General features: G+C 68.4%; 12 protein-coding genes. 4 read left to right on the forward strand and 8 right to left on the reverse strand.

Annotated features, from left to right (window positions below; genetic code table 11):
• The first annotated feature begins 21 nt into the window (after window positions 1-21).
• From LXM88_RS22350 to LXM88_RS22365, 4 genes are all read left to right on the forward strand, one after another.
• Complete coding sequence (locus LXM88_RS22350; protein ID WP_262544447.1) at window positions 22-1,257, forward strand: multidrug effflux MFS transporter; 1,236 nt, start codon at window positions 22-24, stop codon at window positions 1,255-1,257.
• A gap of 125 nt (window positions 1,258-1,382) precedes the next feature.
• Window positions 1,383-2,057: a response regulator gene (locus tag LXM88_RS22355; RefSeq protein WP_006754147.1), complete on the forward strand. Its 675-nt coding sequence runs from the start codon at window positions 1,383-1,385 to the stop codon at window positions 2,055-2,057.
• On the forward strand, window positions 2,054-3,451 hold the full coding sequence (locus tag LXM88_RS22360) for a sensor histidine kinase (protein WP_262544448.1): 1,398 nt from the start codon (window positions 2,054-2,056) through the stop codon (window positions 3,449-3,451). The genes LXM88_RS22355 and LXM88_RS22360 overlap by 4 nt, the downstream gene beginning before the upstream one ends.
• Before the next feature lie 274 nt (window positions 3,452-3,725).
• Window positions 3,726-4,214, forward strand: a complete 489-nt coding sequence (locus LXM88_RS22365; RefSeq protein WP_262544449.1) for a hypothetical protein — start codon at window positions 3,726-3,728, stop codon at window positions 4,212-4,214.
• Between the two features lie 122 nt (window positions 4,215-4,336).
• Here LXM88_RS22365 and LXM88_RS22370 read toward each other — a convergent pair whose 3' ends face one another.
• The 8 genes from LXM88_RS22370 to LXM88_RS22405 all read right to left on the reverse strand — a co-directional run bounded on the left by LXM88_RS22370 (window position 4,337) and on the right by LXM88_RS22405 (window position 12,458).
• Window positions 4,337-5,203: an MOSC domain-containing protein gene (locus LXM88_RS22370; protein ID WP_262544450.1), complete on the reverse strand. Its 867-nt coding sequence runs from the start codon at window positions 5,201-5,203 to the stop codon at window positions 4,337-4,339.
• Window positions 5,204-5,295: 92 nt separating this feature from the next.
• Entirely contained in the window at window positions 5,296-6,249 is a 954-nt protein-coding gene (locus LXM88_RS22375; RefSeq protein ID WP_262544451.1) for an ABC transporter substrate-binding protein, read from the reverse strand.
• Window positions 6,250-6,286: 37 nt separating this feature from the next.
• The gene (locus LXM88_RS22380) at window positions 6,287-7,471 is read right to left on the reverse strand and encodes a c-type cytochrome (RefSeq protein ID WP_262544452.1); all 1,185 of its coding nucleotides are present in this window, start codon (window positions 7,469-7,471) and stop codon (window positions 6,287-6,289) included.
• Between the two features lie 50 nt (window positions 7,472-7,521).
• Complete coding sequence (locus LXM88_RS22385; protein ID WP_262544453.1) at window positions 7,522-8,349, reverse strand: ABC transporter ATP-binding protein; 828 nt, start codon at window positions 8,347-8,349, stop codon at window positions 7,522-7,524.
• Window positions 8,343-9,440, reverse strand: a complete 1,098-nt coding sequence (locus LXM88_RS22390) for an ABC transporter permease (protein WP_262544454.1) — start codon at window positions 9,438-9,440, stop codon at window positions 8,343-8,345. The genes LXM88_RS22385 and LXM88_RS22390 overlap by 7 nt, the downstream gene beginning before the upstream one ends.
• 4 nt (window positions 9,441-9,444) lie before the next feature.
• Window positions 9,445-10,479: an ABC transporter substrate-binding protein gene (locus LXM88_RS22395; protein WP_262544455.1), complete on the reverse strand. Its 1,035-nt coding sequence runs from the start codon at window positions 10,477-10,479 to the stop codon at window positions 9,445-9,447.
• A gap of 33 nt (window positions 10,480-10,512) precedes the next feature.
• Window positions 10,513-11,352 (reverse strand): class II aldolase/adducin family protein, encoded by an 840-nt coding sequence (locus LXM88_RS22400; RefSeq protein ID WP_262544456.1) that lies wholly within the window; start codon window positions 11,350-11,352, stop codon window positions 10,513-10,515.
• A 20-nt stretch (window positions 11,353-11,372) separates the two neighbouring features.
• Entirely contained in the window at window positions 11,373-12,458 is a 1,086-nt protein-coding gene (locus tag LXM88_RS22405) for an LLM class flavin-dependent oxidoreductase (RefSeq protein ID WP_262544457.1), read from the reverse strand.
• Between the last annotated feature and the right edge of the window lie 87 nt (window positions 12,459-12,545).

Below are 12,545 nucleotides of genomic sequence, written 5' to 3' on the forward strand. Positions count from 1 at the left end.
GACCGGAGACGGACTCACCGCATGAAGACGCGTTCCTTGCCCCAATGGGGCTGGCTGTTCCTGTTGATGCTCGTCGTGTGCCTGCCGCGGGTCACGATCGATGCGTACCTGCCGTCGCTGCCGGCGATGGCTGACGCGCTGCACGGCACCGACGCCCAGTTGCAGCTCACGCTGACCCTCTACATGGTCGGCTATGCGCTGTCGATGCTGGTGTCGGGGCCGTTGTCCGATCGATACGGCCGGCGTCCGGTACTCGTCGGCGGCCTGTGCGTCTACACGATCGCGAGCGTCGCCTGCGCGTTGTCGACGAGCATCCCGGCGATCATCGCCGCTCGCATCTTCCAGGCGCTGGGCGGTTGCAGCGGGACGGTGATCGGGCGCGTCATCGTGCGCGAGCGCTTTCCGACCGCGATGCAGGCCACGATGCTCGGTCGCATTTCGGCCGGCATGGCGCTGTCGCCGGTGATTGCGCCGCTGGCCGGCAGCGCGATCGCCGACTGGTTCGGCTGGCGCGGCGTGTTCGGGTGTCTCGCGGCGGGCGGGCTGGTCGCGACGGCGATGGTGCTGCGCTACCTTCCCGAGACCCGCGAATACGATGCGCGGCCGGCGCTCGGCCCCGGGCTCCTGCGGACCTATGCCGGCCTGCTGCGCGAGCGCCGTTTCCTGCGCTACTCGCTGGCGATCAGCTTCGCTTACTGCACGTACTATCCATTCATCGCGGAATCGTCGACGCTGTTCCAGCGGCAAATGGGCGTGTCCGGCCCGGTCTATGCGGCGATCTTCGGCTTGACGGTGCTCGGCTACCTGATCGGTTCGAGCGTGTTCGCGCGGGCCAGCGGCCGCTGGAAAGCCGATTCGGTGATCGTCGCGGCGGCAGCCGTCAATCTGGCCGGCGCCATCGCGCTGTGGGGCTGCGGTGCGATCGCCCCCACGGTGCCGGCGGCCCTCGTCGTGCCGATGTTCGTCGTGATGATTGCCGTCGGGATCGCGATTCCGGCCTGTCAGTTCGCCGTGATGCAGCCGTATACGAAGATCGCCGGCACGGCGTCCGGGCTCTTTTTCTTTATCCAGATGGCGATCACGGCCGCATGCGGCGGCGTGCTGGCGTGGCTGTCGGACGGCACCGCCCGCCCGATGATTGCGGTCACGGTCGGCGCAAGCGTCGCGTTCCTGGCCGTGGTCGTCGGTCTTCGCGAGCGGCGCGCGGCCGACGGTTCGCGCTTCGCGACGGGGAGCCGTCCCGCTGCCGAGCGATGAACGACGGTCGGCCGGAACGGGCGACGCGGGTTCGCAGGGGCGGCGCAACAGGTGTTTCCGCGAGGCGTCGACATGGAAAGGATCATGTAATGTAGCGGCCTGTCGCTGACCTTACCGGAATCCCCATGCGTGTGCTGCTCGTCGAAGACAATCCGAACCTGGCCCAGTCGCTGAACGACGCGCTGAGCGCCGCGCGTTTCGCTGTCGATCACATGGCGGACGGGGAGGCGGCGGATCACGTGCTGCGCACGCAGGATTACGCGCTGGTGATCCTCGATCTCGGACTGCCGAAGCTCGACGGGCTGGAGGTGCTGCGGCGGCTGCGCGCGCGCCGCAATCCGGTGCCGGTGCTGATCCTCACCGCGCACGGGTCGGTCGAGGACCGCGTGAAGGGGCTCGATCTCGGCGCCGACGACTATCTCGCGAAACCGTTCGAGCTGACCGAACTGGAAGCACGCGCCCGCGCGCTGATCCGGCGCAGCCTCGGCCACGAGCATTCGCGCGTCGAATGCGGGCCGCTTTCGTACGACAGTATCGACCGCAGTTTCCACCTTGCGGGCGAACCGCTGTCGCTCACGCCGCGCGAGCGCTCGGTGCTCGAGGTGCTGATCCTGCGCAACGGCCGCGCGATCAACAAGGAAACGCTGTCGGAGAAGATCTTCGGGCTCGACGAGTCGGTCAACGCCGACGCGATCGAGATCTACGTGTACCGGCTGCGGAAGAAGCTCGAGAACACGGGCGTCGCGATCGTCACGCTGCGCGGGCTCGGGTATCTGCTCGAAGCGAAGGCAGTGGAATGACCCGCCCGAACCTGCGTACGCAGGTCGCACTGTGGCTGCTGCTGCCGCTGCTCGGCCTGCTCGCGCTCGATTCGTGGCTCACCTACCAGCGCGCGATGAGCGCCGCGCACGTCGCGTTCGACCGCACGCTGTCGTCGTCGCTGAAGTCGATTCGCGAAGGCGTGCGGCTCAACGACGGCGAGATCGAGGTCGACCTGCCGTATCTCGCGCTCGAAATGCTCGAATCGAGCGACGGCGGCAAGATCTACTACCTGATCCGCGAGGACAACGGCCACACGATCACCGGCTACCCGGACCTGCCGCTGCCGCAGGGGCGCGACGCGGGCGACGGCGCGCTGTTCGTCACGCGCTACTACGACGTCGTCTATCGCGGCGAGCAGTTGCGGATGGCCGCGCTGCGCATCCCGGTGCACGACGTGCCGACCGCGCAGTCGCGCATCGTGTGGGTGATGGTCGGCGAGACGATCGAGGCGCGCCAGGCGCTGGCGCGCGAGATCCTGGTCGGTTCGTTGCTGCAGGAGGGGCTGCTGGTCGTGCTCGCGCTCGGGATCGTGTGGCTCGGTGTCGGGCGTGGGCTGCGGCCGCTGAACCGGCTGTCGGCGACGGTCGCCGCGCGCAGCGAGGACGACCCGACGCCGCTCGACACCGGCGCGATGCCGAGCGAACTCGCGCCGCTCGTCGATTCGATCAACCAGTACATCGGCCGCACGCAGCGGATGCAGGTCGCGCGGCGCCGCTTCTTCGCCGATGCGGCCCACCAACTGAAGACGCCGCTCGCGGCTGTGCAGGCCGGCGTCGAACTCGCGCTGCGACCCGACGAGCAGCCGCGCGTCAACGGTCATCTGCGGCGCGCGAACGGCGCGGTGCGGCAGGCGGCGAAGATTGTCCAGCAATTGCTGTCGCTGTCGCGGCTCGATTCGGACAGCGGCCATGCGGTCGCGCACAAGCCGGTCGCGCTGCACCGGCTCGCGCGCAGCGTGACGCTCGACTGGTCGCCCGTCGCACGTGCGCGCGACATCGATCTCGGTTTCGAGCACGAGGCCGACGTCAGCGTGCACGGGCAGTCCGACCTGCTCGGCGAGATGATCGGCAACCTGATCGACAACGCGATTCGTTATGCGGGCGACCGTGCGGTGATCACGGTGCGCGTGTCGTGCGACGGCGAGCATGCACGGCTCGACGTGATCGACAACGGGCCGGGCATTCCGGCCGACGAGCGCGATGCGGTGTTCGAACGCTTCCATCGCGGCAGCAAGACGCAGACGGTCGAAGGGACGGGCCTCGGGCTGTCGATCGTGCGGGAAATTGCGCGCGTGCATCAGGGCACGGTGGCGCTGGCCGATGCGGGCGGCGGCGGGCTGGTCGTCACGGTGGCGCTGCCGATCAGCCTTTAGAAAACCATTTCGGCATGTGTTTCCCCGGGGTGACGGTGGGTATGCGCAGGGCAGGTGATTATCTGTGCCATTATGCGCAATCGCGAGATTGAATAAAATCGAAGCGTTCAATAATGGAATTGAATGTTTTTATAATCGCGTGGCATGCTGCTATTTATAACAGCTACAAAATCAAATTATCCGACCTAAGCTGAATCAGCCGTTCAATACACGGCTTCGTCTCGTCAATTCAGGGATGAATCGCAATTTTCCACTATTAAGTGAGGGCAAAGCAATGGCCACGACACTCGATGAAGAAGTTCTGCCGGAGATTTTCGTCAAACGATTCAGGATCAGCGGAGGGCAGGTCACGTCAGGAAAGGGACAGGCGCCGGCCATTCACTTTGCCGCCGCTTTCCACCCGGAACTCGGTCATCCCTCGGGTTCGCTGCAAGGCTCCGGCACGATTATCTGGGCCCATCGGCCCAATAACGTGACCAGAATCACGATCGGCGGAAACTATACCTATTTCCCGTCGAAGGAAGAGGAAAGCGCGTCCGCTCTTCTGGTACGGTCGCTTTTGCTGCACGTGCATGGTTACGTCGGCGGGATCATTCCCGCCAACAAGTATCATGGCATCCCGCCGGCACTGTTTCCGGTGCTGGATTTGTCTTCCCTTATTCCTCAGGGTTCGAAAACCGGAACGGCCAACTATACGAGCGTCGATCCCCAAAATCCGGAAGAAAAGATCTCGGTGAGCGACGCAAGGATTACGGAATTGTGATTCCGGCAGAAATCAATCGACGCATTGTTTGAAATCGAATCCGGTGGCGCATTGCGGTAAATGACCGCATGCGCCGCCTTCTGATTCAGCACCTTGCGCCATTCATGCGGGTTCGCGATTTTCTAATCGCCGAACCCGATCTCCGCTTCGAGCGGCTGGCCGATTTCGAGCCACGCGCCCGCGCCTTCAACGACGATCGCGTTGATGCCGAACGTCAGCGCGTCTTCGTAATTGGGATTCGCGCGATAGGTCTGCATCGTGTCGGTCGGTTCGTGCGGCCATGCGGGGTCGGGCGCGCCGGTGGCCTGGTCGATCGTCGGCATCGGGCAACGCGTGCACAGCTTCACGAGGCGCAGCCGCACCGGCGTCGCGCCATCGACGTCGAGATGTTCGACGAAATCCTCTTCGTATGCATCGAGATCCGACACGACGATGTTCGGCCGGAAGCGGTTCATCGGGATCGCCGGCGCGCCTTTCGCGACGAGCCGCGCGTTCAGGTCGTCGAGCGACGACTGGCCGATCACGAGCAGCGGATAACCGTCCGCGAACTGCGTGTGCGTATCGATGTCGCCGGTCCAATTGCGGTTGCAGCCGCGTCGCGCGTCGGGCGCGAAACGCGCGAGCTTCGTCGGTACGCCGAGGAATTCGGTGAGCCAAGCGGCCGTTTCGGCGCCCGTGTCGATCGCGTCGACCGTGTCGCGCCAGACGGTCGCGGCCATTTTCGGCGTGGCGGGCGACACGTCGCCGTCGAGCGGCGTACGGATTTCGCGCATGCCCGGCGCGTTCAGCACGAGTGCATCGCTGTCGAGTGCGGTGCGGATCAGCGCGAGGCGCGGGTGCGTGCGCTGCGTGATCATCTGCCCATCGGGATCGGTGATCAGCCAGTGGCGGTCGTAGGCGAGGCCCGTTTCGAGCAGTTGCGCACGCGTCAGCGCGATGCCGGCGCAGGATTTGATCGGGTAGACGAAAAGTTCGCTGATGGCTGGCATGGCGCTGGCTTCGAATGACGTGGATGGTCAAAGCGCGATTGTGCCAGATCGTCTCGAAGCCGTTCGGGCGGTTGCCACCGCCGCGCGGCCGGTCATGCGAGCGGGAAGCCTCCGTCGAAGGTCGTGCGCACGTCGAGCGGCTGGCGCAGCAGCCCGGCCTTCAGATAGAAATCGGCCGTGCGCTGCTGTTCGGCGATCAGCGTCGCGTCGAGCGGCAGCCAGCGCGTGTTGCGGCGCTCGAACTGCAGCTTCGCGGCGGCCGGCGGAATGCCGATGATGCGCGCGAGCGCCGCGGAATACGCGTCGGCATGCCGGTACGACCAGGCCTGCGCGCGCACGACGCGCCGCAGGAAGTCGTGCAGCACGTCGCGCTTGGACGCGATTGCCGCGTCGGTCGCCGCGAGATAGCTGAGGCCCGACCACAGCCCGCGGCCGTTGACGAGCACGCGCGCGCGGCCGCTCGTTTCGGCGAGCGCGGTGTAGGGCTCCCACGTCGCCCATGCGTCGATCGATCCGGTCGCGAGCGCCAGCATCGTGTCGGCCGGCGGCAGGAAGCGGAACGACACCGCATCGGGCGGCAGGCCTGCCGCGTCGAGCGCCTTCAACGTGACGAAATGGCCGATCGAGCCGCGCGTGGTGCCGATGCGCTTGCCCTTCAGGTCGGCCGCGCCTTTCAGCGCCGCGTCGGGCCGCACGAGCACGGCCGTGCCGTACGGATCGGAACGGTTCGCGCCGATTACCTTGATGCGTGCGCCGGACGCGAGTGCGAAGATCACCGGCGCATCGCCGATCGGCCCGCAATCGACGGCGGCCGCGTTCAGCGCTTCGGCGAGCGGCGCGGCGGCCGGGAACTCGGTCCACGCGATGTCGTATGCGAGGCCGTGCAGTTCGCCGGCCGCTTCGAGCAGCGCGCGCAGCCCGCCTTTCTGGTCGCCGGCGCGCAGCAGCGGCCGTGCGCCCGATTGCGCGCGCAGCGCGGCCGGGGCCGCGGCGATCGTGGCGAGGGCGCTCGCCTGTGCGAGGAAATGGCGTCGGGTCGGATTCATCGTGAAGTTCGGTTGATCGAAAGAGAGGTTCGGGAATTCAGTGCGGGAGCCCGGCCTGCACGTCGCGCACGGGTTCCGCGTCGATGCGCAGCAGCAGCGCGGTCAGCGGGTCGCCGTTCGTGGCGGCAGCGGCGGCCGGCCGTGCGGCGACATCGGAGCGGCACAGCAGGTCGGCATCGGACCAACCGGTGCTGCCCGGCTGCGCGCGCGCCCGCAGCCAGCCGCGCCGATCGGCGAGCAGTTGCGTGCCGCCGAGCGCGTCGGGCGCGATGCCGGCAATCGTCGCGAACGCGAGCCATGCATCGGGCGTCGACGCGACGCAGTTCGCACGTGTGCCGGAAGCCGAGGGCATGGACGCGCCGCGCGCAGTGATGAGCAAGGTTTGCCATCGCGGGTCTTCCGGTGGCGGCGCGGCGCCCGGAGCGAGCGCGACGATGCGCACGCGCTGGCCTTCGCGCCAGCGATCGAGCGATTGCGGCGCGGCGCTGCCGCAGCGCACGTCGAGCGCCGGTAGCGGAACAGGCACGGGCCACGCGCCTTCGGCCTGCGCGCCGCTGCCTGCAGAGAGCGCTTTCAGGTAGTCGAGCACGGCCCACGTGTCTTGCGGGCCGAGTGTCGCGGCGAAGCCCGGCATCGTCGGTGCGCCGTGTTCGTCGCGCGTGCCGTGGCGTACCCGCCAGAACAGTTCGCCGTCGAGGCGACGGGCGAGCAGCGAACCGGCAAAGGTCGGCGGCCAGTGCGCGAGCGTGGCCGCGAGCGGCCCTTCGCCACGGCCGTCCGCGCCGTGGCACGCCGCGCAGTGTTGCGCATACAGGTGCGCGCCGCGCATCACGTTCGACACCGAAAACGGCGCGGGATCGCGCTGAAAACTCGTCGGCACGGCGGGCGCGAGCCACAGCGACGACGGCGGCCACGGTGCGAACCATGCAATGGCGAGCGCGGCGAGCGCGGATCCGAAACGCCACTTTCGCGAAGCGAGCGCGACGCAGGCGAGCACGACGGCCAGCGCCGTCGCGGCACCGGCGAACGCGAGTTGCCGCGTGAGTCCCGCGTCGATGCGCAGCGTCTCGAGCGCGATCCGGTGCATCCACGTCCACGCAGCCTGACCGTCGGTGTCGCCGGTCAGGCCGACCGCATGCAGCACGCGCGCCAATGCGATTTGCGCGCGATACAGCAATTGCAGGAACGCGAGCGCCCAGTCGGAGAACGGCGGCGCGTTCATCGGCCGCGTTCCCGCCGAGCGGCGCACAAGCGTCGAACGGCACCCTGCATCTACCAGCTCGCATCGAGCCCGAGATGCCGCAGCGCGTCGTGGCGCAGTTCGGCGAGGCGCGGGTCGCCGCGATGGCGCGGGTAGGGCAGGTCGACGCGCAATTCGGCGACGATGCGTGCCGGGCGCGGCCCGAACACGATCACGCGCTGCGCGAGGAACAGCGCTTCCTCGACATCGTGCGTGACGAGCAGTGACGAGAAACCGTCGCGCTGCCACAGCGCGGTCAGCTCGCCCTGCATCGTGAGCCGCGTCAGCGAATCGAGCTTGCCGAGCGGCTCATCGAGAATCAGCAGACGCGGATCGTTGACGAGCGCGCGGGCAAGCGCGACCCGTTGCGCCATCCCGCCGGACAGTTGATGCGGAAACACGTTCGAGAATTCCTGCAGCCCGACGCGCGCGAGCGCATCGTCGACGCGATGCTGTGCGACACGCGCCACGCCACGCGCTTCGAGGCCGAGCGCGACGTTCGCGCGCACGCGTCGCCACGGGTACAGCGTCGGGTCCTGGAACACGACGATGCGCGACGGATCGGGGCGCTCGATCGGCACGCCGTCCTGCGCGATCGTGCCTTGCCGCGCGGCGTCGAGCCCCGCGACGAGGCGCAGCAGCGTCGATTTCCCGCAGCCGCTCGGGCCGAGCAGCGCGACGAATTCGCCGGCCGCGACCGACAGCGTCACGTCGTCGAGCACCGGCAGCGGGCCGCCGGGGCCGTCGAACGCATGGCTCACGCGGCGGATGTCGATGCGCGCGCCGCGCGGCGCGGTGATGCCGGACGACGCGGCGGGCGAAGCGGCAACGGACGGTTCGAGTACGGCGGCGCTTACCATTTGACGGTTCCTTTCTGCCACGCGAGCACGCGGTCGCGTACCGCGAACAGCAGCGCGATCAGCCCGGAAAACAGCAGCGCCATCACGATCAGCGCCGCATACATGTTCACGTACGATGCCCAGCCCTGCGCCCAGCTCAGGTACCAGCCGAGCCCCGACTTGACGCCCATCATCTCGGCGACGACCAGCACCGTGAACGACGCGCTCAGCCCCATGAAGATGCCGACGAACACGTGCGGCAGCGCGGCCGGAATCGCGACGCGCAGCACGAGGAAGCGCGCGTTCGCGCCAAGCGTGCGCGCGACGTCGTAGTACTGCCGGTTCACGCTCGCGACGCCCGACCATGTCAGCACGGCGACCGGGAAGCCGGTCGACAGCGCGATCAGGAACGCGGCGGCCGAATAGCTCGACGGGAAGAAGTAGAACGTGAGCGGCAGCAGCGCGGTGGCCGGCACGGGGCCGAGCACGCGCAGCACCGGATGCACCCAGTAGCCGATGCGGCGCGACCAGCCGATCGATACGCCGACGGCGAAGCCGACCGCGACGCCGTACGCAAAGCCCAGCGCGAGCAGCTTCAGCGTGTTGCCGGCGCTGCCGAGCAGGCGCGGCCAGTCGTCGACATAGACCTCGATCAGCGCCTGCGGCGGCGCGAAGAACGGCGTCGGCAGCCAGCCGGTTTTCGCGGTGACGATTTCCCATGCGGCGAGCACGAGCGGCAGCGCGACGAGCCACGGGCCGGCCGGACGCACGCGCGCGAGCCGCGTGCGCGTGGCGGGGACGAGATGGCCGAGCGTCGCGACGACGAGCAGCAACGCGGCGATCGACCATGCGGCCGTGCCGAACGTGTCGGTGTACGGCCAGTCCGTGAAGCCGACGACGCGATTCGGCCACAGTTGCGTGAGTGCACCGAGCGCGGCCCACGCGAACGCGGCGGCGATGCCGGTCGGCCAGGTGCGTGCGCGGCGGGCTTCGGCCGCCAGCGTGGCTTCGCAGGCCGTGCAGGCGATGCGCGCGGATGCAGTGGTGGCGGTGGCGCTGCCGGCCGGTGCGGATGCCGTGCGCGCGGGGGCAGCGTGTTCGATCGTCGACATCGCGTCACCCCAGCACGTTCGCAAAGACCTGCTGCGCGAAGCGCTGCGGGTCCGTGCTTTTCTTCAGCACGCTGATGCGGCGGAAATCGTCCGCGTAGAACGCGATTTCCTGCTGCAGGTCGACGTTGGTCGGGTGATGCGTGTAGGTGAGCGTCGCGTAGAGCTTGCGCAGGTCGTCGGGGCTGATCTTCGGCGAATACTTCGCGAACACCTTCGCGGCCTCGTTCGGGTTGTCGTGCGTGAACTCGGTCGCCTGCACGATCGAACGCGCGAGCGCGGCGGCGGCCGGCCGGTCGTTGCGTACGAGATCGCCGCGCGCGCCGATCACGCAGCACACCTTGCGCGCGTATTCGCCGGACAGGTTCGTCGCGAGTTCCGTATACGCGCCGTTGCTGCGCTTTTCGAGCAGGAAGAGATTCGGGTCGCCGTCGGCGATCGCGTGGATCTCGCCCTTGTCGACCGCGACGCCGAGCAGGTCGGCCGGATACTGCCGCCACGTGATGTCGCGTTCGGGATCGATCCCGTTCTTCGCGAGCAGGATCGAGAAGAAATGCTTGCCGGGCGCGGCGAGATCGCTGACGCCGACCGTCTTGCCCTTCAGCGCCTGCAGCGTCGTGACGCCGGCCGCCTTCGCGCCGACCAGCCGCACGCAGCCGCCGTGCGAGCTGACGATGATCTTCACGTCGAAGCCGGCTTCGAGCGGCTTCAGCCAGCGGTGGATCATCCCGACCGCCGCATCGGCCTTGCCGGTCGCGATCGATTCGAGCAACTGGTCGGTCGACCCGCTGTAGTTGATCAGGTCGACCTTCAGCCCGTTCTTCTCGAAGAAGCCGCGCTCCTGCGCGACGACGATCGGCGTCAGGCAGAACGCGTTCTGGTTCCAAGCGAACGTGAGCTTCTTCAGCGGCGGCGCGGACCACGCGTTGCGGCCGAGCGTGATCGCCGGCGCGGCGAGCGCGGCGGCGCCGGCCGCGCGCAGCAGCCGGCGGCGTGTGTCGTCGTGCGCGATGGCCGGCGCGGGTGCGGTGGGGTGGGTCATGGTGGTCTGGTCTCCGGACTTGCGGAAGGGCGCTCAGTCGAGCAGGTCGGGTTCGTCGGCGACGACGCGCGCGAACAGGCTGTCGAACGCATGCAGTGCGCCGTCGGGGCCGCCGATCTGGCCGTGCGTGTGGCGCGCGGTCGCGTGATCGATCGGCTGCGGCGTGCCGGCCGCTTCGGCCAGCAACTGCGTGTGCGCGGCGTTGTCGAGCGCGATGTACCACCACGCGGCAGCCTCGACCGTCGGGCCGGCCGTGAGGATCCCGTGGTTCTTCAGGATCACGCCCTTGTGCGTGTTGCCGTCCGGCTTCGAAAGCGCGTGCGCGATCCGCGCGCCTTCGCTCGTGTCGACGACCATCCCGGTGAAGTCGTCGAACAGCGCGTGATCCTCGTAGAACACGCAAGCGTCCTGCGTGAGCGGATCGAGCGGGCGGCCGAGCGTCGACCACGCCTTGCCGTAGGTCGAATGCGTGTGTGCGGCCGCGACGATGTGCGGATGGGCTTCGTGGATCGCCGCATGGATCGCGAACGCAGCCTTGTTCAGCGGCCGCGTGCCGATCGCGGTTTCGCCGCGTGCGTTGACGAGCAGCAGGTCGGACACCTTGATCTGCGCGAAATGCACGCCGAGCGGATTCACCCAGAAATGGTCGGGCAGTTCCGGATCGCGCGCGGTGATGTGGCCGGCGAGCCCGGACGCGAAACCGTAGCGCGCGAACAGGCGGAACGCGGCCGCGAGCCGCTCCTGCCGGTGGCGGCGTTCGGCGGCGACGTCGATGCGCGGCGCGGGCGCGTCGAACCAGAAATGCTGGCGCGGTGCTTCGGCGAGCACGAGGCCCGATGCGGTGCGGACGGGTGTGTCGAGGACGGCGGACATGGCGTGCGGCTCCGTTGGCGTTATGCGGCGCGGCGCGCCGCGTCGCGTGCGGCGACGGCGCTGCGCACGCGCGGAATCAGTTCGCGGCCGTAGTCGATCGCGTCTTCCAGCGGATCGAAGCCGCGGATCAGGAACGTCGTCACGCCGAGGTCGTAGTAGTCGAGCAGCGCATCGGCGACCTGCTCGGGCGTGCCGACGAGCGCCGTCGAGTTCGAGCGCGCGCCGGTGAGCTTCGCGATCTCGGTCCACAGCCGCTTGTCGACGCGCGAGCCGCGTTCGGCCGCGGCGAGCAGGCGGCGCGCGCCTTCGCTCTGCTGCGGGCCGCCGGCGCCGAGGCCGGATGCTTCGCGCAGCCGGCGCGTTTCGTCGAGGATGCGATGCGCGCGCGCCCACGCTTCGTCCTCGGTCGCGGCGAGGATCGGGCGGAACGATACGGAGAAACGCACCTGCCGGCCGTGCTGCGCGGCTGCGGCGCGCACGCGCGTCGTCAGGTCGCGCACCTGGTCGAGCGATTCGCCCCACAGCGCGTAGACGTCCGCGTGCTTGCCGGCCACCGCGAGCGCGGCCTCCGATGCGCCGCCGAAGTAGATCGGCACATGCGGTTGCTGGAACGGCTTCACTTCGGAAAAGCCTTGCTTGAACCGATAGTGCGCGCCGTCGTGATCGAACGGCTGCGCTTCGGTCCAGATCCGCCGCAGGATGCCGAGGTATTCGTCGGTGCGCGCATAACGCGCGTCGTGGTCGAGGAAATCGCCGTCGCGCTGCTGCTCGCTGTCCGAGCCGCCGGAGATGAAGTGCACGGCGAGCCGGCCGCGGCTGAACTGGTCGAGCGTCGCGATCTGCCGCGCGGCGAGCGTCGGCGCGGTGAAGCCCGGACGATGCGCGAGCATGAAGTGGATGCGCTCGGTCGCGGCCGCCGCGAACGCGATCGTCAGCGTTGCCGACGGGCCGGTCGAGTGATGCGGCACGAGGATCCGGTCGAAGCCGGCCGTTTCGTGGGCGCGCGCAAAGTCGCGCACATAGTCGGGATCGACCACCGGGCCGGACGGCGGGTGGATTTCCGACTGCTTCTGGCTCTGGATCATGCCGATGAATTCGACGCTCATCTGGGTCTCCGGTGCAGGGACATCCCGGCGCACGGCCGGGCAGGAATGGAGCGCAGGTTAACGCCGGGATCATGCGGAATGGAAATA

It is taken from the genome of Burkholderia sp. S-53 (assembly GCF_025560745.1).
In the GTDB taxonomy this organism is placed as follows: domain Bacteria; phylum Pseudomonadota; class Gammaproteobacteria; order Burkholderiales; family Burkholderiaceae; genus Burkholderia; species Burkholderia pyrrocinia.

Excerpts from the sequence above, each read along its gene's own strand:
- LXM88_RS22355 (WP_006754147.1), top strand. The coding sequence starts at position 1,383 with ATGCGTGTGCTGCTCGTCGAAGACAATCCGAACCTGGCCCAGTCGCTG.
- LXM88_RS22375 (WP_262544451.1), bottom strand. The coding sequence starts at position 6,249 with ATGAATCCGACCCGACGCCATTTCCTCGCACAGGCGAGCGCCCTCGCC.
- LXM88_RS22390 (WP_262544454.1), bottom strand. The coding sequence starts at position 9,440 with ATGTCGACGATCGAACACGCTGCCCCCGCGCGCACGGCATCCGCACCG.
- LXM88_RS22385 (WP_262544453.1), bottom strand. The coding sequence starts at position 8,349 with ATGGTAAGCGCCGCCGTACTCGAACCGTCCGTTGCCGCTTCGCCCGCC.
- LXM88_RS22400 (WP_262544456.1), bottom strand. The coding sequence starts at position 11,352 with ATGTCCGCCGTCCTCGACACACCCGTCCGCACCGCATCGGGCCTCGTG.
- LXM88_RS22360 (WP_262544448.1), top strand. The coding sequence starts at position 2,054 with ATGACCCGCCCGAACCTGCGTACGCAGGTCGCACTGTGGCTGCTGCTG.
- LXM88_RS22365 (WP_262544449.1), top strand. The coding sequence starts at position 3,726 with ATGGCCACGACACTCGATGAAGAAGTTCTGCCGGAGATTTTCGTCAAA.
- LXM88_RS22370 (WP_262544450.1), bottom strand. The coding sequence starts at position 5,203 with ATGCCAGCCATCAGCGAACTTTTCGTCTACCCGATCAAATCCTGCGCC.
- LXM88_RS22350 (WP_262544447.1), top strand. The coding sequence starts at position 22 with ATGAAGACGCGTTCCTTGCCCCAATGGGGCTGGCTGTTCCTGTTGATG.
- LXM88_RS22395 (WP_262544455.1), bottom strand. The coding sequence starts at position 10,479 with ATGACCCACCCCACCGCACCCGCGCCGGCCATCGCGCACGACGACACA.
- LXM88_RS22380 (WP_262544452.1), bottom strand. The coding sequence starts at position 7,471 with ATGAACGCGCCGCCGTTCTCCGACTGGGCGCTCGCGTTCCTGCAATTG.
- LXM88_RS22405 (WP_262544457.1), bottom strand. The coding sequence starts at position 12,458 with ATGAGCGTCGAATTCATCGGCATGATCCAGAGCCAGAAGCAGTCGGAA.